This is a genomic window from Bradyrhizobium sp. MI1.11, from assembly GCF_055811255.1.
Genome location: NZ_JBVVPM010000006.1, coordinates 95953 through 114776, shown reverse-complemented (window position 1 = coordinate 114776; position 18824 = coordinate 95953). Strand labels below are relative to the sequence as shown.

General features: G+C 62.1%; 26 protein-coding genes. 15 read left to right on the top strand and 11 right to left on the bottom strand.

Annotation, left to right across the window (positions count from 1 at the left end):
• The first annotated feature begins 5 nt into the window (after positions 1–5).
• The 3 genes from AC0L30_RS08480 to AC0L30_RS08470 all read left to right on the top strand — a co-directional run bounded on the left by AC0L30_RS08480 (position 6) and on the right by AC0L30_RS08470 (position 3500).
• Positions 6–911: a VOC family protein gene (locus AC0L30_RS08480; protein ID WP_473404127.1), complete on the top strand. Its 906-nt coding sequence runs from the start codon at positions 6–8 to the stop codon at positions 909–911.
• Between the two features lie 75 nt (positions 912–986).
• Positions 987–1964, top strand: coding sequence for a tripartite tricarboxylate transporter substrate binding protein (locus AC0L30_RS08475; protein ID WP_473404126.1), 978 nt, complete (start codon positions 987–989; stop codon positions 1962–1964).
• Between the two features lie 129 nt (positions 1965–2093).
• Positions 2094–3500 carry a carbohydrate porin gene (locus AC0L30_RS08470; RefSeq protein ID WP_473254600.1) on the top strand — a complete coding sequence of 469 codons (1407 nt, stop codon included), beginning with the start codon at positions 2094–2096 and terminating at the stop codon, positions 3498–3500.
• Between the two features lie 34 nt (positions 3501–3534).
• Here the strand turns inward: AC0L30_RS08470 and arsC are convergent, their stop codons facing one another.
• The 3 genes from arsC to AC0L30_RS08455 are packed head-to-tail and all read right to left on the bottom strand — an operon-like array spanning position 3535 to position 4992.
• Positions 3535–3936, bottom strand: coding sequence for an arsenate reductase (glutaredoxin) (gene arsC, locus AC0L30_RS08465; RefSeq protein ID WP_007593493.1), 402 nt, complete (start codon positions 3934–3936; stop codon positions 3535–3537).
• Positions 3933–4637, bottom strand: a complete 705-nt coding sequence (locus AC0L30_RS08460) for an aquaporin (protein WP_473254602.1) — start codon at positions 4635–4637, stop codon at positions 3933–3935. Before AC0L30_RS08460 ends, arsC begins: the two co-directional genes overlap by 4 nt.
• Complete coding sequence (locus tag AC0L30_RS08455) at positions 4630–4992, bottom strand: ArsR/SmtB family transcription factor (RefSeq protein ID WP_219684896.1); 363 nt, start codon at positions 4990–4992, stop codon at positions 4630–4632. Before AC0L30_RS08455 ends, AC0L30_RS08460 begins: the two co-directional genes overlap by 8 nt.
• Before the next feature lie 129 nt (positions 4993–5121).
• Between AC0L30_RS08455 and AC0L30_RS08450 the strand changes: the two genes are divergently transcribed.
• From AC0L30_RS08450 to AC0L30_RS08440, 3 genes are all read left to right on the top strand, one after another.
• Complete coding sequence (locus AC0L30_RS08450) at positions 5122–5439, top strand: ArsR/SmtB family transcription factor (protein WP_007593490.1); 318 nt, start codon at positions 5122–5124, stop codon at positions 5437–5439.
• Between the two features lie 51 nt (positions 5440–5490).
• Positions 5491–6843, top strand: coding sequence for an NAD(P)-binding domain-containing protein (locus AC0L30_RS08445; RefSeq protein WP_473404125.1), 1353 nt, complete (start codon positions 5491–5493; stop codon positions 6841–6843).
• 112 nt (positions 6844–6955) lie between these two features.
• The gene (locus AC0L30_RS08440; protein WP_473404144.1) at positions 6956–8137 is read left to right on the top strand and encodes an MFS transporter; all 1182 of its coding nucleotides are present in this window, start codon (positions 6956–6958) and stop codon (positions 8135–8137) included.
• Positions 8138–8149: 12 nt separating this feature from the next.
• On the opposite strand, the gene AC0L30_RS08435 is transcribed toward AC0L30_RS08440, so the two are convergent.
• From AC0L30_RS08435 to AC0L30_RS08425, 3 genes are read right to left on the bottom strand one after another with little or no spacing between them, the layout of a single operon-like run.
• Positions 8150–8950: an ABC transporter permease gene (locus tag AC0L30_RS08435; protein ID WP_473254604.1), complete on the bottom strand. Its 801-nt coding sequence runs from the start codon at positions 8948–8950 to the stop codon at positions 8150–8152.
• Entirely contained in the window at positions 8947–9543 is a 597-nt protein-coding gene (locus AC0L30_RS08430) for an ABC transporter ATP-binding protein (protein WP_473404124.1), read from the bottom strand. The genes AC0L30_RS08435 and AC0L30_RS08430 overlap by 4 nt, the downstream gene beginning before the upstream one ends.
• 3 nt (positions 9544–9546) lie before the next feature.
• Complete coding sequence (locus AC0L30_RS08425; RefSeq protein ID WP_473404123.1) at positions 9547–10581, bottom strand: Cj0069 family protein; 1035 nt, start codon at positions 10579–10581, stop codon at positions 9547–9549.
• A gap of 479 nt (positions 10582–11060) precedes the next feature.
• Here AC0L30_RS08425 and AC0L30_RS08420 point away from each other — a divergent pair, with 479 nt between their 5' ends.
• The 4 genes from AC0L30_RS08420 to AC0L30_RS08405 are packed head-to-tail and all read left to right on the top strand — an operon-like array spanning position 11061 to position 13425.
• On the top strand, positions 11061–11294 hold the full coding sequence (locus AC0L30_RS08420) for a hypothetical protein (RefSeq protein WP_007593473.1): 234 nt from the start codon (positions 11061–11063) through the stop codon (positions 11292–11294).
• Positions 11295–11311: 17 nt separating this feature from the next.
• A complete protein-coding gene (locus AC0L30_RS08415; RefSeq protein WP_007593472.1) occupies positions 11312–12220 on the top strand; it encodes a DUF1259 domain-containing protein in 909 nt (302 codons plus the stop codon).
• A 15-nt stretch (positions 12221–12235) separates the two neighbouring features.
• A complete protein-coding gene (locus tag AC0L30_RS08410; RefSeq protein ID WP_473404122.1) occupies positions 12236–12895 on the top strand; it encodes a hypothetical protein in 660 nt (219 codons plus the stop codon).
• 29 nt (positions 12896–12924) lie between these two features.
• Positions 12925–13425, top strand: coding sequence for a GlcG/HbpS family heme-binding protein (locus tag AC0L30_RS08405; protein WP_007593468.1), 501 nt, complete (start codon positions 12925–12927; stop codon positions 13423–13425).
• 130 nt (positions 13426–13555) lie between these two features.
• Here the strand turns inward: AC0L30_RS08405 and AC0L30_RS08400 are convergent, their stop codons facing one another.
• Positions 13556–13795, bottom strand: a complete 240-nt coding sequence (locus AC0L30_RS08400) for a YjiS-like domain-containing protein (protein WP_219684855.1) — start codon at positions 13793–13795, stop codon at positions 13556–13558.
• Between AC0L30_RS08400 and AC0L30_RS08395 the strand changes: the two genes are divergently transcribed.
• Positions 13707–13994, top strand: coding sequence for a hypothetical protein (locus AC0L30_RS08395; protein WP_473254650.1), 288 nt, complete (start codon positions 13707–13709; stop codon positions 13992–13994). The two genes, AC0L30_RS08400 and AC0L30_RS08395, sit on opposite strands and share 89 nt — an antisense overlap.
• Complete coding sequence (locus AC0L30_RS08390) at positions 13981–14367, top strand: hypothetical protein (RefSeq protein ID WP_473254606.1); 387 nt, start codon at positions 13981–13983, stop codon at positions 14365–14367. Before AC0L30_RS08395 ends, AC0L30_RS08390 begins: the two co-directional genes overlap by 14 nt.
• A gap of 147 nt (positions 14368–14514) precedes the next feature.
• On the opposite strand, the gene AC0L30_RS08385 is transcribed toward AC0L30_RS08390, so the two are convergent.
• Entirely contained in the window at positions 14515–14790 is a 276-nt protein-coding gene (locus AC0L30_RS08385; protein ID WP_473404121.1) for a hypothetical protein, read from the bottom strand.
• A gap of 434 nt (positions 14791–15224) precedes the next feature.
• On the opposite strand from AC0L30_RS08385, the gene AC0L30_RS08380 reads away from it, so the two are divergent.
• Positions 15225–16043: an alpha/beta fold hydrolase gene (locus AC0L30_RS08380; protein ID WP_245285889.1), complete on the top strand. Its 819-nt coding sequence runs from the start codon at positions 15225–15227 to the stop codon at positions 16041–16043.
• A 632-nt stretch (positions 16044–16675) separates the two neighbouring features.
• Here the strand turns inward: AC0L30_RS08380 and AC0L30_RS08375 are convergent.
• The 3 genes from AC0L30_RS08375 to AC0L30_RS08365 form a co-directional block, all read right to left on the bottom strand.
• Positions 16676–16870, bottom strand: coding sequence for a hypothetical protein (locus AC0L30_RS08375; protein WP_007593453.1), 195 nt, complete (start codon positions 16868–16870; stop codon positions 16676–16678).
• A gap of 592 nt (positions 16871–17462) precedes the next feature.
• Positions 17463–17930: a hypothetical protein gene (locus tag AC0L30_RS08370; RefSeq protein ID WP_007593451.1), complete on the bottom strand. Its 468-nt coding sequence runs from the start codon at positions 17928–17930 to the stop codon at positions 17463–17465.
• A 15-nt stretch (positions 17931–17945) separates the two neighbouring features.
• The gene (locus AC0L30_RS08365; protein ID WP_354164706.1) at positions 17946–18110 is read right to left on the bottom strand and encodes a DUF2933 domain-containing protein; all 165 of its coding nucleotides are present in this window, start codon (positions 18108–18110) and stop codon (positions 17946–17948) included.
• Between AC0L30_RS08365 and AC0L30_RS08360 the strand changes: the two genes are divergently transcribed.
• Complete coding sequence (locus tag AC0L30_RS08360; RefSeq protein WP_245286123.1) at positions 18048–18263, top strand: hypothetical protein; 216 nt, start codon at positions 18048–18050, stop codon at positions 18261–18263. The two genes, AC0L30_RS08365 and AC0L30_RS08360, sit on opposite strands and share 63 nt — an antisense overlap.
• A 143-nt stretch (positions 18264–18406) precedes the next feature.
• Positions 18407–18619, top strand: coding sequence for a hypothetical protein (locus tag AC0L30_RS08355; protein ID WP_473404120.1), 213 nt, complete (start codon positions 18407–18409; stop codon positions 18617–18619).
• Positions 18620–18824: the final 205 nt, after the last annotated feature.

Below are 18824 nucleotides of genomic sequence, written 5' to 3'. Positions count from 1 at the left end.
GCACGATGACGACACAAGCACCCATTGCACGCTTCACCCGGCTGCGGCACGCGAGCTTTGCCTCGCCCGATCCCGAGCGGTTGCTCGACTATTACCGCGCCGTGATCGGTCTTGGCCTCGTCGGCCGCGACGGCAACCGCATCTTCCTCGCCAACGATGCCGAGCAGCTTTCGCTGGTGATCGAACCCGGCGACGCGGCGTTGACGAGCATCGCCTTCGAGATATCGCCTGATGTCCAGATCGAGGCGCTCGGCGCCGCGCTGAAGCAGGCCGATCTGCGGCCCGAACTTCAGAGCGATCCCCTGCCTGGCGTTTCCAGGCTGCTGTCGTTCAGCGATCCCGAAGGCACGCGCTTCGAGTTGATCCAGGGCTGGACGCCGACGCCCGCGCAGGAGCGGATCGCTGCGCTTGCCGTCAGCAAGCTCGGCCATGTCGCGCTTGGTACGCCCGATCCGCGCGCGGCCTCTGAGTTCTACGCGAACATGATGGGCCTGCGGGTCTCCGACTGGGTCGAGGACCGCTTCGTCTTCATGCGCAGCGGCTATGAACATCACACGCTGAACTTCGCGCGCGCGCCCGGCCGCGGCCTGCATCATGTCGCGTTCGAGCTGCGGGGGCCGACCCACATGCAGCAGGCGTGCGACCATCTCGCCCGACATAAGCTCCCGGTGCTCTGGGGACCGGTACGTCACGGCCCCGGCCACAACACGGCGATCTATCACCGCAATCCCGACGGGCATCTGGTCGAGCTGTTCTTCGACCTCGACCGCATGACCGACGAGGCGCTCGGCTATTTCGAGCCGCGTCCCTGGCATCGCGATCGACCGCAGCGGCCAAAAGTCTGGGTCGGTCTGCCGCGCGACGTTTGGGGCATGCCGCCATCGCCTGAATGCACGGAGTTCGCCCGCTAGCAGATTCAAACTCGACTTGAAGAACGCCGCCTCGCTGCGGCCAACGATAGAACAATCAAAAGGGAGGACGCATCCATGCGAAGGATGAAGCGGCTTGCTGCGGCGATTTTTCTGTTTGGCGGTTTTTTAGCAATCACTTCGGCGTCGGCGGACAATTATCCGTCGCGCCCGATCCGGCTGCTGCATGGATTTGCCGCCGGCGGCGCGGCCGACACGCTGTCGCGCATCATCGCCGACGGGCTCTCGAAGAAGCTCGGACAACCGATCATCGTCGAGGCCAAGCCCGGTGCCGGCGGCAACATCGCCGCGGATGCCATCGCGAAAGCGGCGCCCGACGGCTACACGATCGGGCTCGTCACCGGCGCTCACGCCATTTCCGCGGCGACCTACAAGAGCCTGGCCTACCAACCGGCCGAGAGCTTCGAGATGATCTCAACGCTGGTCTATTACGCGCTCGTCATTGCCGTGCGTAGCGATTATCCGGCAAAATCGCTGGGCGAGCTCGTGGTCATGGCAAAGCAGAAGCCGGGCGCGCTCTCCTTCGGATCGGTCGGTTTCGGCAGCACGCATCATCTGGCAGGAGAGCTGTTGAACGCAGCCGCCGGCGTCGAGATCGTGCACGTGCCCTATCGCGGCGATTCTCAAGCGGTCACTGCGCTGCTCGGCGGAGAGGTTCCGGTGATCGTCGGCACCCCGGTCCTGCTCGCCGCGCAGATCCAGGGCGGTGCGATTCGCGGCCTGGCGGTGACCTCGCCGACGCGCACCGCATTGCTGCCCGATGTGCCAACGGTTCAGGAAGCCGGTATCAAGGGATATGACGTCCGCACCTGGGCAGGCCTGCTGGCGCCGAAGGGAACGCCGCCCGCCATCATGGCCGCACTCAATGCGGCGACGTTGGACGCTCTTAGGGATCCCGACCTCAAGCAGCGTCTGGAGATCGCCGTTGGCGGCGAGGTTCGCGGCAGCTCGCCGGAGGAGATGAAGACGCTGATCGAGACCGAGATCAGCAAATGGACCGGCGTGGTGGAGCGGGCGAAGATCCCGAAGATCTGACGATCGAAAGTATAGAAGTGAACATAGTGCCGCGCGCGGGAACAGGATTGCCGCGCCGGCTCACATTGGTCGACGACCGGCTTGAATGTCGGGCTGCGGCGTGCGTCATTGATCGCTCGGGAGGTGAGCGTGGCCGCCAGAGCAATCAGGCATTCGATGCGGGCGTTGATCGTTGCGGCTTGCCTGGTTGCGGCTGCCCAGTCCGTGGCTCAGGAAGACAAGAAAACCGACGACGACAAGCCTGCCGATCCCGACACCGGCGAGAGCACGGTCGCGGAGAAAACGCTCGGGCTGCTGCCGAACCCCTGGCAAAAGTACGGGGTGAAGTTTGCGGCCACCTATATCGGCGAGGTGCTCGGAAATCCGACCGGCGGTCTGAAGAAAGGTGCGGTCTACGAAGGCAGGCTCAATCTCGCCGTCGATCTGGATTTCGAAAAGCTCGTCGGCATCGACAAGCTGACCTTTCACGCCAACATGTTTCAGATCCACGGCGACGGCCTCTCGCGCTCGAATCTGCAGAATTTCTTCGTCGTCAGCGGGATCGAAGCGTTGCCCTCGACGCGACTCTACGAGGCCTATTTCGAGAAGCAATGGGGCGACAAGAAACTATCGCTCAAGCTCGGACAGCTGGCGGCCGACAGCGAGTTCTTCAATACCAAGTACACGGATGTTTTCACCAACGCCTCGATGGGCTGGCCGGCGATCACGTCGCTTGCTTTGCCAAGCGGCGGGCCGTCGCCGCCTTTGGCGGCCATGGGCGCGCGCCTCCTGTGGAACGTGACAGAGCAGTTGTCCATCCTTGGCGCGATTTTCGACGGCGACCAGGCCGGTCCCGGTCCCGGCGATCCGCAGGAGCGTAACCGGTATGGCGTCAATTTCCGGGTCAACGATCCGCCGCTTCTGCTCGGCCAGGTTCAATATGCCTGGAACAACAGGAAGGGTGACCCGAACTTGACCGGCCAGTTCAAGGTCGGTGGCTGGCGTCATTTCGGATCGTTCGGGGATCAGCGCTTCGCATCCAACGGCGTCTCGCTGGCCGCGCCAACGAGCAGCGGGGAACCACGGCTCTTGTCGGGCGATATTGGAGCCTGGGCGGTCTTCGAGCAGCAGATTTATCGGGTGCCGAACAGCGACGATCGGGGCATCGGCATTTTCGCACGCGTGTCGGGCGCGCCGGCTGACCGTAATCTGGTCGATGTCTATGCAGATGGCGGCGTCGAGCTGATCGGGCTTAGCAATGCGCGCCCCGACGACAAGTTCGGCATTGCCGCCGGATATGCGCATGTCTCAAAGCGGGCCCAGACGCTCGACGCCGATTATGCCAGGTTGGTCGACCCGCGCTGGCCGGTGCGAAGCTTCGAGGGGCTGCTCACGGCCGTCTATCAATACCAGATCAAGGATGGCTGGACCGTTCAGCCGAACTTTCAATACATCGTCCATCCCGGTGGCGGCGCGACGGCTCCGGCGAGTCCGCTGCCGGGAAGGGCATTGCGAAATGCCTCGGTTTTCGGACTGCGCACGATCCTGAAGTTTTAAGTCGAGGCAAACGCGAGCGAGGCCATGTCGGCAATCATCGCGCTTCGACCACCTCGCCATCCTCCTTCACGAACCGGCCGACGGGGTTGTCCAGGAGATCGATGACGGCTTCCGAGGGACGACACAGGCGTGTGCCCTTGGGCGTCACCACGATCGGACGGTTGATCAGGATGGGATGCGCGAGCATCTGGTCGATCAGCTCGTCGTCGGACCATTTGGGGTCGTCGAGGCCGAGCTCCTTGTAGGGCGTGCCTTTCTCGCGCAGCAGCGCGCGAGCGGAGATGCCCAGGGCCTTGATGAGCTCGACAAGCGTTTGGCGGGATGGTGGCGTCTTCAGATATTCGATCACGACGGGTTCGACGCCGCTCTGCCGGATCATCGCCAACGTGTTGCGCGAGGTGCCGCAGGCGGGGTTGTGATAGATCGTGACGCTCATGAGGTAGTCTCCGCGATTGGGATGGGGCCTTGCGCCTGGGGCCGTCCGAGCAACCAATTCATCAACAGCATGCCGGCAAAGGCTCCGCACAGCTCCGCGAGAATGAATCCGGGCAGGTCGGTGGGACGTATGCCCGAGAACGTGTTTGTCAGCGACCTTGCGATGGCCACTGCCGGATTGGCGAATGAGGTCGAAGCCGTGAACCAATAGGCCGCCGTGATGTACAGGCCGACCAGCCAGGGGACGGCAGTCCGCTGAAACCGGATGCCGGCCAGGATTGTGACGACCAGACCGAAAGCAGCGACGGCTTCGGCGAACCATTGCGGTCCTCCGGTTCGCATTTTCGTCGAGAGATCGATCAGCGGCAGTCCGAACATCGGATGCGCCGCCATCGTTCCCGCGATGCCGCCAGCGATCTGCGCGACGACGTAAAGTGCGGCCTCGTTGACCGGCAGCTCGCGCTTGCCGGTGAAGACCAGCGTGACCGCCGGATTGAAATGCGCGCCGGAGATCGGTCCGAGCACGGTGATCAGGACGACCAGAATGGCGCCGGTCGGCAACGTGTTGCAGAGAAGCGCAAGCGCGACATCCTTGGTCAAGGATTCCGCCATAATGCCGGAGCCGACCACCGTGGCGACGAGAATGCCCGTACCGAGCGCCTCGGCCGCGAGGCGGCGCGGAAGATCGAATTGATCAGGCACGGCTTCGCTCCTTGCGTCTTGGCTTGCAGCAGGCTTGCAGGGTTTCGACGACCGGCTCGCAAACTTCCGGCCGCCCGCCGCAGCAATCCCGCAGCAGGAAGACCGCGACGTCCCGGAATTCGGTGAGGTTGGCGCGGTAGACGATCGAACGGCTGTGCCGCTCCGAGGTGACGAGGCGCGCGCGCGTCAGGATCGACAAATGCGCCGAGAGCGTGTTCTGAGGGACCTCCAACAGCCGTGCGAGATCGCCCGCAGCGAGACCATCAGGCTCGTGCCTGACCAGTGCGCGGAAGGCCTCCAGACGGGTCGACTGGGCCAGGGCGGCGAGCGCGAGGACAGCTTCTTCCGTTTCCATATATCCAGATTTATGGAAGTAATTGAAGCGCGTCAATCCGGAATTCCCCCTGGGCGACCCAGCCCGTATTTCGAACATTCCAGAAATATGGTTTGACAGTTTGGCATCCGCCGGCACATCGTGGCACGCATGAAGATCGATGACGCAGCAGCACGCCTTGAAGCCCTGGGCAACCGGACGCGACTCCAGATTTATCGTGCCCTGGTCCGGGCCGGACACTCCGGCATGCCCGTCGGTCGGTTGCAGGACAAGCTGAAGATCCCGGCATCGACGCTGTCGCATCACATCAAGACCCTGGTCTCGGTCGGGCTCGTCAGTCAGGTCCGGGAATCGACCACGCTGATCTGCCACGCAAACTTCGACGCGATGCGGGGTCTGGTCGATTTCCTGGCGGCGGAGTGCTGCGCAGACGAAGTCGGATGCAAGACGACGCAAACCGCGGCGTGATCCTTTTTGGCTGATATTGTTCAATTATTCTAGAAATATGGGAGAAGCCGAATGAACGCTAAGAGGGTCGCCATCGTCGGGGCAGGGCCTGTCGGCCTCGCAGCAGCTGCGCACGTCCTGGAGCGTGGCATGTCACCCCTCGTGCTGGAGGCAGGATCCGAAGCCGGGCACGCGGTGCGCCAGTGGCAGCAGGTCCAGCTCTTCTCACCGTGGGAATATAACATCGACAAGGCCGCGGCGCGCCTGCTGGCGCCGACGGGATGGAATTCGCCGGACCCGGGCTCCTATCCGACTGGTGTCGAACTGCTCGATCGATATCTGACGCCGCTCGCGACGCGAACGCCACTGCGCGAGGTGATCCGGACGTCCAGCCGCGTCTCGGCCATCAGCCGCGTCGGCTTCGATAAGGCGAAGACGAAGGGGCGTGAGCAGGCGCCGTTCGAAATCCGCTACCAGAACGGCAAGGGCCCCGAAGTGCTGCGCGCGGATGCCGTGATCGATACATCAGGCACATGGTTCTCGCCCAATCCCGCCGGAGGTAATGGTCTGCCCGCGATCGGCGAGCGTGAATACGCCGGCCACATCGCCTATGGCATGCCCGATGTCCGGGGTGCCGGGCGCGCCAGATATGCCGGCAAGACCGTCGCGGTGCTCGGCGCTGGCCACTCCGCGGTGGGCACGCTGATTGATCTCGTGCATCTCGCGGGCGAGGTGCCGGGGACGCAAGCGATCTGGCTGTTGCGGGGCGCCGATCCCGCCAAGTCTTTTGGCGGCGGCCGGAATGACAAGCTCGCTGCACGCGGAGAGCTCGGCTCCACCTTCGCCGCGCGCGTGGCCGCCGGGAAGATCAGGGTCGAAACCGAATTCAGCGTCACGCAACTGTCGGACTCCGAAGGCCGCCTCGAGATCGCGGCCGGCACGCGAAGCGTGATCGTCGACGAGTTGATCGTCTCGACCGGCTTTCGTCCCGACTTTTCGTTCCTGTCCGAATTGCGCCTGCGGCTCGATCCCGCCATCGAGGCGCCGGTCGCGCTCGCGCCGCTCATCGATCCCAACGAGCACAGCTGCGGCACGGTGCGCCCGCACGGCGCGCGCGAGCTCGCGCACGATGAGCCGGGCTTCTACATGGCGGGCATGAAGTCGTATGGCCGCGCGCCGACCTTTCTCATGATGACAGGATATGAGCAGGTGCGCTCGATTGCGGCCGATCTCGCCGGCGACAAGAAAGCCGCCGCAAGGGTGGAGCTCGTGCTGCCGGAGACCGGCGTCTGCACGCGTGGCGGCGTGGAGTCGGGCGCCGCAGCGGGATGCTGCGGCGGGCCGGCGAAGGAAGAGCCATCGGCCTGCTGCGCCGCCGATGAAACGGCGAAGAAGGCGGGTGGCGCGGGGTGCGGTTGTTCATGACATTAGTTCTTGCTGGAGAAGCCGGAGAGTTGCCCATTGTGGTTGGTGCGCCGTGTCGAGCTGGGGGGAGGACAGCATTCGTAAGCTGAGCGGCCGGTCCCTGATCGCGGTGATGTGCATCGGCCAGGTCGGCAATCTGCTGCCGCATGTGACGCTCTCCGCGAACTTGGCGCAGCATCTGATGCCGGCGTGGGGCCTGTCGGCGGCCGAAGGCGGCTTGATGGCGAGCGGTTACGCGTTCGGCTACATGCTCGCCGTGCCCGTGCTGACGACGTTGACCGATCGGATCGACGCGCGGCTCGTCCTGCTCTGGGGCTCGATCGTCAGCGGGTTCGCGACCGCAGCTTTCGGCATTTTCGCGCAGGGGTTCTGGTCGGCGACCGCGATCTGGTCGCTTGCAGGGCTTGGATTTGCCGGCGCCTACATGCCGGGCCTGAAGGCGCTGACAGACCGGCTTCCGGCTGGCGACACCTCGCGCGCCGTCACGCTGTACACGTCGAGCTTCTCGGTCGGGGTCGGCCTCTCGTTCCTGGTCGCGCAAGTGATCGCCGACCGTTGGGGATGGCGGACCGCTTTCCTTGTCACCGGCTTCGGTCCTATCGCAATGGTCGTCGCGTGCCTTCTGATGCAGGCGCAGCGGCCCGCGCCGAAGGCGGGACGTCTGTTGAACTTCGCGCCTGTCTTCGCCAACCGCGAGGCGCTCGGATACATCTTCGGCTACGGCGCCCATTGCTTCGAGCTCTACGGCATCCGCACCTGGCTGGTCGGGTTCTGGACCTTCGTCGTCGCGCATCAAGGTGCGCCGTCGTGGTTGAGCCCCGTCGTGCTGAGCTTCTGCTTTGCGGTGATCTCGATGCCGGCCAGCATCCTCGGCAACGAGGCCGCGCTGAAGTTCGGCCGCCATCGCGCGATCACGGTCGTGATGATCGCGTCGGCCTGCGTGGCGCTGGTTATCGGCCTCAACGCGACGGCGCCGGCTTGGGTGCTCGCACTGCTGCTGCTCGTCTATGGCCTGACCGTGCCGGCGGATTCCGGCGCGTTGACCGCCGGCATGTCGGCCGCGGCCGTAACCGAACATCGCGGCGCGACCCTGGCCCTGCATTCGACGGTCGGCTTCGGCCTGTCGGCCGTCGGCGCCTGGGGCACCGGCGCCGCGCTCGACGCAGCCGGCGGTCCGCAGAGCGCGACCGGGTGGCTGCTCGCGTTCAGTGTTCTTGCGGTCGGAATTGCGTTGGGGCCGTTGGCGCTGCTGTGGGCTCGGAGGGTGCAGCTTGGTGGCGCGAAGTCGATGTGAGGTCGCGCAATTCTACTCGGCAGTGAGAATTCGATCGAGGCGCAATCGATGTCGATGATCGGTGAGAAGGCGAGCGCCTCCCGTCACGGCGGCGAGAGTTCCCAATCCCGTTCCGCCGGCGATCAAGAACATGATCAAGAGCTGATACTTGACGGCGTCGATCGGTTCGACGCCTGCAAGGATTTGACCGGTCATCATCCCCGGCAAAGAGACAAGGCCGATCGCGGCCATGCTGTTCATGATTGGCGTGAAGCCGCTTCTCAATGCGTCCCGCAGGACCGGCAGCAACGCCTGATACCGGGTGCCGCCAAGAGCAAGACAAGCTTCGACGGCGGCCCGTTCGCGCACCAGGCTATTTGTCAGCACGTCCAGGCCCAGGCTTATTCCAGTCATGGTGTTGCCCAGGATCATGCCCAGCAAAGGCAACGCATAGCGCGGATGATACCACGGATCCGGGCGTAGCTCCGTCAGCAGCGCGAACATTGTGACGGTACCGGCCGCCAGCAGCATGCATCCCGCCCCTAAGCCATAGCTCCAGATACCCGGCAGGCGTCGCTTTTGCCGAGCGACGATTTCCCGTGATGCGAAGAGAACCATGATGAAGGCGGCGAGGGCGGTCCAGAGCGGCGAGACCACGGCAAACAGGAACGTCAATACGTATCCGACGAGTATCAGCTGAAGCACCATCCGCACGGTGGCGATGGCCAGCTGCTTTTCAAGCTTGAGGCGGAGAGCAAGCGAGAGCGCGCCATCCATGACGACAAGGAGCGCGGGCAGAACCAAATCGCCGTATGCCAAGTGAATGTAACTCACGGCCGATTTTCCTCGATTCCACCGTCGGCATTCATCACAAGGACCCGCGACCCGACGCGGCGGGCCTGAGCGTTGTCGTGAGTGCTCCAGACGACACCCGTTCCATTCGAAATGCGTTCCGCGATCAAGGATTCAACGGCCGCCGTCGATGCCGAATCGAGGGCCGATGTCGGCTCGTCCAGGAGAAGAACCCGCGACCTCAGCATCAGCGCTCGCACCAGCCCCAGCCGTTGTCGCTCGCCGGTCGAAAGTCTTTGGATCGGCCAGGGACCGCAACTGCGCGGCAACCCCAGTCTCGTGACCAACGGTAAGGCATCATCCCAGCCGCTGAAGTGGTCTTGCACGATGTCGGACCACCAGCCCGGTTCGGCGGCGAGATAGGTCACTCGCTTGCGCCAGGCCGGGGCAGGCATCGCCTCCCTGAGCGTTCCGTCCAGTTTGACCATTCCTTCGTTGGGATCGAGATCCGCGATCGAGCGAAGGAGTTGGGACTTCCCTACGCCAGAGGGCCCTTGCAGGGCGACGCATTCGCCGTCCTGCAAGTCGAATGAAACGGAGATGTGCAAGCGCTTGAGCGCGCGGACCGTGAGCATGTGTCAAAGCTTGCGCCGGAGCCGATTGGCAACCCGCACTGCAATTTCCGCCGGCGCCTCGTCCGGATAAGGATGCACCGAGCTGACATTGATCTCGCCCAGGACATAGCTGTCGGTCCCGTCGGGACGGACCGGGCCAAGCATGAAGTCGGCGTCCCAAATCACAGGCAGGTCAAGTTGCGCAATATCCAGCAACGACGTCAGCTGCGGCGTCCACTCGTCCTCCATCAACCGACGCAGCCGCTGGAAGCGCGGGTCTGCGTTGGACGCATAGAGCCGTGGTCCGGCCTCGGAACGGGCGGCCGGCGAGTCCACCAGGGCCTTGACCTTATGATAGCCGAAGCCGGCACAGCGATCGCCCGCCATGTAGCAACGCAACACGCCTTCGCTCAAGCGAGGCTGGAATGGCTGATCGACCACGCTGCCATTTTCGAAATACTCCGCGCAACGGCGGACAAAATCATCCAGCGTCAGTTCCTCAGGCGCGTCCTTCGTCGCGTCCAGCACCTTTGTCATTGGAGAAGCCGGCAGCTTCTCGACCTTCCAGACGCCTTGGCCGCCATTGCCCCGGTTGCGCTTGATCACGCGCGGACCGGCGGCGAGCCGCGTCGGCAGCTCGGCGCGCATCGCCGCAGCGGTTTGATATAGCGTCGTGTCGCTTCCCCAGCCCATCGAGCGGGTACGATACAGAACCTCCTTGGTGCCCATCTTGAGGATGACATCGGGATGAGCGCTGACCCACACGCCCCGTGCGGCGACGTCGCGCAGCAATGCGTCGAGACCAGCGCGATCCCGACCGTCTTGAATGGGGTTGACCCAGACGAGCACGCCGTCCACCCCGAGCAATTGTTCACGGACGTCCTCGGCGAAACTTTCATCATAGATCGCCGGGCGCGCCGCGATACCGACGGCGGCGAGGGCTTCGAAAAGCTGCGCGAAGCGGCTGTTTTGTGCCGTCGCGTCGCGGCGCGCGGCAGCGTCTCCGCGTGAGAGGATGGCGACGGTGTGTTGGTGAGAAGGGTGTCGTTCGGTGTCCATGCGCAAGCTCCACGAATGGCGTGCTGCGCAGAGCTTGGACCGAGGCCTCACAGGGAGTCTGCTTTGTCCCCACGCAAAGGACACTAGCGGGGCCGTCCGCGAGTTTCAAGATGTGGCTGGCGCGGTTCCGCGGAGCAGTGAATTCTTCGTGACGTTCGCCGGCGGCTTTGGTGGGCAGCCCGAAGCTCCCGCCGGTTGACAGCTCCCGCCCGGGGGCTTTTACTTGGGGCTCGGGGATATGCGATCTCCCCGTGAGGCGACATGCCCAAGCATCGCGTCCTGATCACCAAGGGCGCAGCATGTCATCATATACCCCCGATTTCATCCGTCAGACCGGCTCGACTTTTCGGCACGGCGTCCGCGCCGGTCGCATCGCTGTGCGCATCGATGCCCGCCGCCTCTTGCGCCGTGTGGGTATCGCGTAGGGCAAGATCGCGAAACGGACTTCACCTGGGGCAGGACAAACCAGGAGAATGGTCATGCGAACACGAACAATCTTCCGCACGGTTCTGCTGCTTGCGGTCGCGGGCGGGCTGTCGAGCGTGCACGCTCTGACGCAGGAGGAACTCGTCGCCAGGATCCAGGCGGCCGGCTACGCGCAAGTCAGCGACATCAAGTCGACGGCCGAGGGTATCACCGCAAAGGCGGTGAAGAACGGCAAGGCGGTGACGCTGGTCGTCGACAGCAGCGGTCAGGTCAAAGAGCGAAACTAAGCCTAGGGAGCAGCACGATGAAGAGAATCATCTGGGCCGTGGTCGGCATTGGCATCTGTCTTCTTGCATTTCGCTTCGGTCCATTCGTCCCGGCATATGCCCAAGATGCCGACTGGCAGAAGGTGGACGAGACCCTGGGCCGCAAGCCCGCCGTCTCGGACGACGTCCGCCGTTACGGCTTTCCCCGCAGCGATCTCTCCGTGACGTTGGACGGGGTTGCGATCAAGCCGGCGCTGGCTCTTGGCGGCTGGATCGCGTTCAAGCCTGCGCATGGCGGCGCAATGATCATGGGCGACCTCGTGCTGCTCGAGACCGAGATCAATCCCGTGATGGCGAAAATGATTGCGAGCGGGCTCGAGATCACAGCCGTGCACAATCATCTGCTGCGCGCGAGCCCGGCCACGTTCTACATGCACGTCGCCGGACACGGCGATCCCGTCAAACTGGCCTCGGCGCTCCATGATGCCCTGGCCGAAAGCAAGACCCCGCTGACGGTCACGGCGCCGGCGAACCCGCCGCCCGCCATCGACCTCGACACGGCGAAACTTGACCAGATCATCGGAGTGAACGGGAAAGCGAATGGCGGCGTCTACCAGTTCAACGTGAAGCGGCGCGACCCCGTCACGGAAGACGGCATGTTGCTGACCCCCGTCGCCGCGATGGGCGTCGCGATCGCCATCAATTTCCAACCGACGGGCACGGGCAGGGCGGCCATCACCGGCGACTTCGTGCTGACCAGCGACGAGGTGAACCCGGTCATCCTGGCGCTTCGAACGCACGGAATCGAGGTAACCGCGCTGCACAGCCACATGCTGGACGAACAGCCGCGGCTCTTCTTCATGCACTTCTGGGCCAACGACGATGCCCTCAAGCTCGCAGAGGGCCTCCGTGCGGCGCTCGACAAGACGGCGAGCACGAAGGGCTGATGCATGGACACGCACATGAACAAGCTCATGGGCAAGCTTGCGCTGGCATCCATGCTGGTTTTATTCGTGGGAGGGAACGCCATGGCCGAGACCCTGAATTTCGACAACGCTGCTGCCGGAACGTCGCCCGACGGATGGACCTTGACGATGACCGGCAAAGGACAGCCGAAATGGACCGTGGAAGCCGAGGCGACGGCGCCCAGCAAGCCGAACGTTCTCAAGCAATCGGGACGGGCGACGTTTCCCCTCGCCATCAAGCGCGATACGGCCATCCGCGACGGCTTTGTCGAGGTGAAATTCAAGGCCGTCGCCGGCTCCGAGGATCGCGCCGCGGGAGTTATCTGGCGTGCGAAGGATGCCGATAATTACTACGTGGTCCGGGCTAACGCGCTGGAGGACAATGTCGTGCTGTACAAGACGATCAAGGGCGTTCGAATGTCGCTTGAGATCGTGGGTCGCAAAGGCGGCTATGGCGTCAGCGCGCCGGTGTCATCCGGGCCATGGCACGTGCTGCGCTGCGACTTCGCAGGACGTCGGTTCAAGGTGAGCTATGACGGAAAGCAATTGTTCGAGGTGGAAGACGCCACCATTCCGGACGCCGGCATGATCGGCCTGTGGACCAAGGCAGATAGCGTGACCCTGTTCGATGATCTGACATATGGTGAGACCAAATAGGCGTTTGGTCACCTATGCCGGAGATTGCCATGAACGTTCGATGCCTGTCGGTCGCGACGGCCCTGCTGATTGTGTCCATCTGCCCACTGCGGGCGGAGGAAGGTCTGGTCGCCTACAAATCGCTCGGTCCGGAACTGGCGCTCGATCTTGCGCGCGCTGCGTTGGCGAACTGCCGCACCCGTGGATACCAGGTTGCAGTTGCCGTCGTCGATCGCTTCGGCGTCACGCAAGTGATGTTGCGCGACCGCTTTGCAGGTCCTCACACGCCCTCGACGGCAGCAGGCAAGGCGTGGACAGCCGCCTCGTTCAAGACCAGCACGACCGAGCTGAACGCGATCAGCCAGCCGGGCATGATGCAGGCGGGCATTCGCAACCTTCCCGGAGCGGTCGTCATCGCCGGAGGACTGATCGTCGAAGCCGGCGGCTCCCTGGTCGGCGCGATCGGCGTGTCCGGCGCTCCGGGCGGCGACGCGGACGAAGCGTGCGCGAAAGCCGGAATTGACGCCGTACGCGACAAGCTGGACTTCTGAGGCGTAAAGATCGCGGTCAAAAAGTCCTTCAGCCTTTTCGCGAGCCTGGCGGCCGTCTGATCCGCAGGGATAAGCAGACGCGCCGCCTTCGCACGCTCAGGTGTGGCCGCTCATTGACAGGATTTGACGATCACCCATCGTCGCGCCAACCTGAGAAGTAACACCGTCGAGCCTCGCCAACGATTGTTCTCGATAAGCCGATGTCCGCGAGAAGCCGGTCGTCCAGTTCGAGAAGCTCGTCGTATTGGCGGCGCCGTGTGATGCCGTCCAGCAGTGCGAGCGTGAGTTTCCAGAACCATCCAGGGTTTGGAGAAGGAACGAAGGCTGAGCTGGATGTGCCGATTGAGCCAGTGGTGCTGTCGCAAGACATGTTTCACCTCCATAATGGAGCGAAACAACGCTTGGCTCGAAAGCTGGTCGGGCGGTTGTGTTTGACCCGATGGCCTTTGCTATCATGCTCGTCCTTGCCGCACAAGCGATCCGCTGATCTGGAAGCTGAAGGTGTCGCTGAAGTGCCGGTCATGCCAAAAGCGACGATCGGCGCCGCCCGTCCACATGTTTCAAGCTGACGGCGATGCAAAGCATCGCACCCTGCAAATGAGTGCATCCGATCGAGGAGCGCTGATCGGAGCGCCGCCTGATGGTAGAGATCCTCGCTCCCTCAGTGGTACAACTGAGATGGGTATGCTGCCATTTGCAAGGCAGACCCTGTTCCCGCGAGATGGTTCTATGGACGCGAAATCAGCCGCACGATTTAAATGGCACATAGAGCGAGTCATTGAGGAGTTATCCTTGGCGCTCACGCTCGCTAAAGAGGCCTCTCCAGCAGGTGAGTTTCTGAGCTTGAGGATGTCGGTGGGCGATATCATCTCTCAGATAGACGCCGTGCTTCAGGACAACATTTACAAAGATCATCCCGGTCTGGATGGCATGAAAGACTGACCGTTAACGTCCGCTTCGGGGCAAATGCGAAGAACTCAACCTGATCAAACCTGGTCCGTTATGCATCGCTTAGTGGACCTGAACGAGGTGCGCCGCTACTTCGCTGATGGGCCACGGGCTGACCTGCACTAGCAGCATCCCTTTGACTCAAAATAGACTGCGAAACTCGGCGATTGCCCTGGCTACGTCTTGCCGCCTGACGTCTTCGCGCGTTCGCTCCCCACCACGTTTGAAAGAGATCGTGACTTTGTCGGGATTCGTCCGGAGCCGACAGTCTGTCTTCCATGACAAATCGCCAAGCTTGATCTCCACCAATTCTTGATCATCATACGCGCGCTCGATCGATCGGAAGATTTGCTTGGTTTCATCGATCGAGAGCATCATCGACTGTATGACCTCGGAGCCTCCGGCACCAAATGACATCAGCCACACCTCGTCCGTCGGGAGTGAAACACGAAAGTATGTCAGTCGGGACAAATCGACTAGTTTGAAGGTGCTGAAGTGCGATAACCTCCGCGACACAAGCTTGGAAATTTCATTCCGCAAGTACCGTACAAGTGTTCGCAGGTGGAGTTGGTCGCTCTGAAACACCACGAATAGGCTCCCTGAAAACAAATCGGCAACTTAGAACAATTCCCGAGACCCAGCCAAGCTAACGGCATCCTGAGGCTCGGACTTCCGCTCAGGGTCAAGAAGCGAAGAACTCGGCCTGAGCAAATCACGTGCACGATGCATCGCTGAGCGGACCTCTCTGAGCTGGGCGGTGCGCCCCCACGAGCCGCCTTGCCGCTTTGGCGGATACTCTCTATGATCGACAACTCATAGTAGCGGATTGCCTCACGAGAGGGATACGCGTCGTGGCAGGAATTCACGTTAGTCGCCGCCGCTTGCTTCGCAGTGCTGCAGCAAGCGGTCTGATGGCAACAGCGGCATCCAGCGTGATTGGTGCCGCCCGCGCCCAATCGGCGCGAAAGACCTTCGTCTTTGTCAGCGGGGCTTTTTGCGGCGGCTGGATATGGCGCCGGGTCATTGACCGGCTCGAACAGGGCGGCCACAAAGTGTTCGCTCCGTCGCTCACGGGTTTAGCCGAGCGCTCGCATTTGCTGAGCAAGGACGTCAATCTGGACACCCACATCGCCGACGTCGTCAACCTGATCAAATGGGAAAGTCTCGACAACGTCTGTCTTGTGGCGTGGTCCTACGCGGGCTTCGTAGGCTCGGGCGCGCTCGAAAGCATCGGCGATCGCGTCTCCTCGGTTGTATGGCTTGATGCCTACATTCCCGCAGATGGACAAAGGGTGGCGGACTTCGCAGCCGAGCCGGTTCGCAAAGGCATACAGGCGGCCATCGACAAGGGCGAGGCAGGCGTCCGTGGATCGCCGACGTATCCGCCCAGTGTCGTTGCCGAACGCGATCGGGTATTCGCCGAGTCCAAGGTTACTCCGCATCCGATCGGCACCTATCTCCAGCAGGTCAAGCTTTCCGGAGCGCTCCAAAAAGTGGCGAAGAAGACATACATCCGCCTGCCGAAATTTCCTCAGCCGGCCTTCGACAGGGCACTGGCAGACTGCAAAAGCGACAAATCGTGGGCCACGTTCGAATTGCCGGACATTGGGCACATGGCCATGCTCGATGCACCAGATCGCGTCAGCGAGTTGACAGTGCAAGCCGCGTGAGATCGACCTCCCCATGAGTTAAGGTGCAGACGTCGCGCCGGAGTGCGCTATGCCCGCTTGGGTCACAGGCGTCGGTTCGGTGCTCAGCGGCAAATTTCCGCGGTGGCCCCATCAACCAACACGTAGCTGCATCGCGTCAACGGAAGCGGCCGATTGGAGGTATTGCCGGCGCAACTGATCACCTCGTCCAGGGCGAACAGCTGGGCGGGCAGATCAAAGCGGGCACGCGGGCTCATCGTTCGCGCCCTGGCTGGTTTGCTTTCGGTTGCACGTCAATGGCACCGACGTTGGGGTGACGATTGTCGGCACGCCCTCGCTGCCTCATGCCGTCGCCTCGCATCCGTCCATCAAATAGGAAAGGCTGTGTTTCATACGCGCTGGCAGCGGCCGGCTCGTGCGATCGTCCGGACGCAGTATTTTGCGCGGTAGCAGAGGTCACAGAAAGTGCCGACACGAATACGATCGCTAGTCTCGACATGACGGGCTCCTTGGCGGAGAGCAGGAACGCGCAGTGGGATAACTCAGTCGAAATCGTCGAGAAGGAGCTGGGCGCCAAGATGGCGGCGAGACTATGCCGAGACTATGCAATGTCGAGAGCGGCCTGTTCAGCTACGCCATCCACCGAGGCAGCCTTAGTTCTTCGTCAAGGGCTTGGGCGGCTCTTCGGCCATAGCCTCGACATCAATGGCAGGAAGCTCGCCGGTGCGGTCTTTCAGGTCTGCCGCACGCTGTACCAAGCCAGCAGCGACCGTGGGATCCTTTGTTGTTTTTGCCATGCGCAGCAATGCCGCTGCGGCCTCACGGGCGAACTGATTTAAGCGCGACACGGTTGGACATCCGACACTTAGCTGACATGGAATGATTCAAGGGTCGAATATTCGTTCCGAATTCGGCTTAAAAATGTGCGCACGACACAGAAAGGACTTTAGCTCGGGGCTGGGCCAGCTGAGGTCCTTCGTGTGTCGGCACCACGTTATTTGAGGCGCGGTGGCGAATGGTGCCCAACTCAACAAGTGGTTCTTGGTTCCCGTTATCAGCCCAAATTTCGAGAAAAAACGGGCCCCAGCTCGCGGGGATGTTGGGGGGCATGGAGCTGGGGCCACTCGGGGTCGCCCTTGGGGAAGGGCATCGGGAAAACTTGGCAATCGCAGGAATGTTCCTGCCTTTTTCCAAAGAGTAAGTGTGTAGATCAACCGCACAAGCGGGGGACAATCTCGAACGAGCCCGCCATTCTAAGCGCGAGGTCGTCGCCTGAAGTTGTTGCCTGTGTTCCGCCGATGGAACAATCAGGCCTTGTGAGGAACATCAATCTGATCTCTAGCCTGATGAACCCCTCCGGCTGAGGGTGCTCATAAATGTCGGCTCACCGACGTAAAGCGGAAGTCACCCACCTTGAGCGTGATCTGCGGCTTGTGACACCTAGCGGACATCAGCAAACGGGCTGGTGTCGAACCGGCGAACTTCAGCGGCGAAGGCCGCGATGCTGGCAGCCCAGATGAGCGCAAATCCGAGCAGTACCCATTTGAAGTCCGAGTTGATCATAACGTTGACGGCCGCCATCCAGCCTATCGAGACCACACCTGCAACAATAGCACCAGCCAGCGCCAAAGTACTTCGTTGGCGAAAAGCCGTCATGGCTAGAGTGAGCGTAAGCACACCCGTCGCCATCACGTAGCCGCCCATTACGTTGAATACGTGTGCAAGCCACCTTGCCAACCTTGGACCAATCGATTCCAGCTCGACAGGCGTAAGGTTCATGTAGCGGATGTCCTCCGGCAGCAGCGCAGGCCGAAGGAAAAGGAAATACCCGCCGACACCGATCAGGATGATTCCGGAAAGCCCCAGAAGGATTGACGAAGCAGACCAGCCGAATTCTTTGCTGCGCATAGGGCGCTCCCAAATTCAGCCGTGGTGATGGCCCCCAGCTCCTCGATGCCTACCGTGCATGAAAAAATGCATAAGCGGACAAGCCAAAAGGGGCAGCCAAAGCAGAGCACCGAGTACATGAGCCTGATGCTGGGTGAACAGGAGCGCTCCGGAGATTGCCGCGATGACGGCAAGCCCCATAACGATGAGGGAATTGCGCGACAAGCCCCGGCGTGCGCCGGACTGATCGTGAATATGGTCCGGCAAGGTCATCGCGGCATCCTCAAGACGGCACCATTGCCTGATTGCCCTGTTGCCAACAGGACCAAAACCAAACTCGCAGGTTTCGCATGAAAGCCCTTGATGCAAATCAAACGTCGGGTCCCGCAACGGTCGGCAACCGCAGTTGATGTGGGTCAAATCGCGATTTCAAGAAGGTGGTTTGATGGCGGTGATTTCAACCGATCTGTGCCAGCCGGAGGAGCGTCCATCACCAGATGTTCGCAACTTGCATGCTGTTTCAGATGATCTACGTTCTGTGTGTACTTCTCTGGTTGGCCTTCCCGGACTTGAAGGGCCATGAATTCCTCCCGACTGTCTTTCCCGGTTTCAAGATGATTACCGTCGGAAGCTTCATGTACGGCCTTGCCGCCAGCATGATCTACGGGTGGGCAGTTGCGATCATCTACGTCTTCTTCTTCAATCTTTGACCGCAACTCCTCCCTGCTGTTATTGGACCGCGAGCGGTGCATCGCACCTGAAGCGGGCACCAGAAACTACTGCCGTCTCCCGCGAACATTCCGCCCGCCTGCTATGGGAACGATAGCCCTTCGTGGATCATTGCAATCTGCTCCAGCATGAAAAAACCCGCGGCGGATTGCTCCGCGCGGGTGAACTTTCGATGCTCCCATTCTG

Excerpts from the sequence above, each read along its gene's own strand:
- AC0L30_RS08415 (WP_007593472.1), top strand. The coding sequence starts at position 11,312 with ATGAAGAGAATCATCTGGGCCGTGGTCGGCATTGGCATCTGTCTTCTT.
- arsC (WP_007593493.1), bottom strand. The coding sequence starts at position 3,936 with ATGAGCGTCACGATCTATCACAACCCCGCCTGCGGCACCTCGCGCAAC.
- AC0L30_RS08425 (WP_473404123.1), bottom strand. The coding sequence starts at position 10,581 with ATGGACACCGAACGACACCCTTCTCACCAACACACCGTCGCCATCCTC.
- AC0L30_RS08385 (WP_473404121.1), bottom strand. The coding sequence starts at position 14,790 with ATGTCATTTGGTGCCGGAGGCTCCGAGGTCATACAGTCGATGATGCTC.
- AC0L30_RS08360 (WP_245286123.1), top strand. The coding sequence starts at position 18,048 with ATGAGCCTGATGCTGGGTGAACAGGAGCGCTCCGGAGATTGCCGCGAT.
- AC0L30_RS08475 (WP_473404126.1), top strand. The coding sequence starts at position 987 with ATGCGAAGGATGAAGCGGCTTGCTGCGGCGATTTTTCTGTTTGGCGGT.
- AC0L30_RS08365 (WP_354164706.1), bottom strand. The coding sequence starts at position 18,110 with ATGGGGCTTGCCGTCATCGCGGCAATCTCCGGAGCGCTCCTGTTCACC.
- AC0L30_RS08430 (WP_473404124.1), bottom strand. The coding sequence starts at position 9,543 with ATGCTCACGGTCCGCGCGCTCAAGCGCTTGCACATCTCCGTTTCATTC.
- AC0L30_RS08480 (WP_473404127.1), top strand. The coding sequence starts at position 6 with ATGACGACACAAGCACCCATTGCACGCTTCACCCGGCTGCGGCACGCG.
- AC0L30_RS08400 (WP_219684855.1), bottom strand. The coding sequence starts at position 13,795 with ATGTCTTGCGACAGCACCACTGGCTCAATCGGCACATCCAGCTCAGCC.
- AC0L30_RS08455 (WP_219684896.1), bottom strand. The coding sequence starts at position 4,992 with ATGGAAACGGAAGAAGCTGTCCTCGCGCTCGCCGCCCTGGCCCAGTCG.
- AC0L30_RS08440 (WP_473404144.1), top strand. The coding sequence starts at position 6,956 with ATGTGCATCGGCCAGGTCGGCAATCTGCTGCCGCATGTGACGCTCTCC.
- AC0L30_RS08450 (WP_007593490.1), top strand. The coding sequence starts at position 5,122 with ATGAAGATCGATGACGCAGCAGCACGCCTTGAAGCCCTGGGCAACCGG.
- AC0L30_RS08355 (WP_473404120.1), top strand. The coding sequence starts at position 18,407 with ATGTTCGCAACTTGCATGCTGTTTCAGATGATCTACGTTCTGTGTGTA.
- AC0L30_RS08410 (WP_473404122.1), top strand. The coding sequence starts at position 12,236 with ATGAACAAGCTCATGGGCAAGCTTGCGCTGGCATCCATGCTGGTTTTA.
- AC0L30_RS08405 (WP_007593468.1), top strand. The coding sequence starts at position 12,925 with ATGAACGTTCGATGCCTGTCGGTCGCGACGGCCCTGCTGATTGTGTCC.
- AC0L30_RS08390 (WP_473254606.1), top strand. The coding sequence starts at position 13,981 with ATGTTTCAAGCTGACGGCGATGCAAAGCATCGCACCCTGCAAATGAGT.
- AC0L30_RS08370 (WP_007593451.1), bottom strand. The coding sequence starts at position 17,930 with ATGCGCAGCAAAGAATTCGGCTGGTCTGCTTCGTCAATCCTTCTGGGG.
- AC0L30_RS08445 (WP_473404125.1), top strand. The coding sequence starts at position 5,491 with ATGAACGCTAAGAGGGTCGCCATCGTCGGGGCAGGGCCTGTCGGCCTC.
- AC0L30_RS08420 (WP_007593473.1), top strand. The coding sequence starts at position 11,061 with ATGCGAACACGAACAATCTTCCGCACGGTTCTGCTGCTTGCGGTCGCG.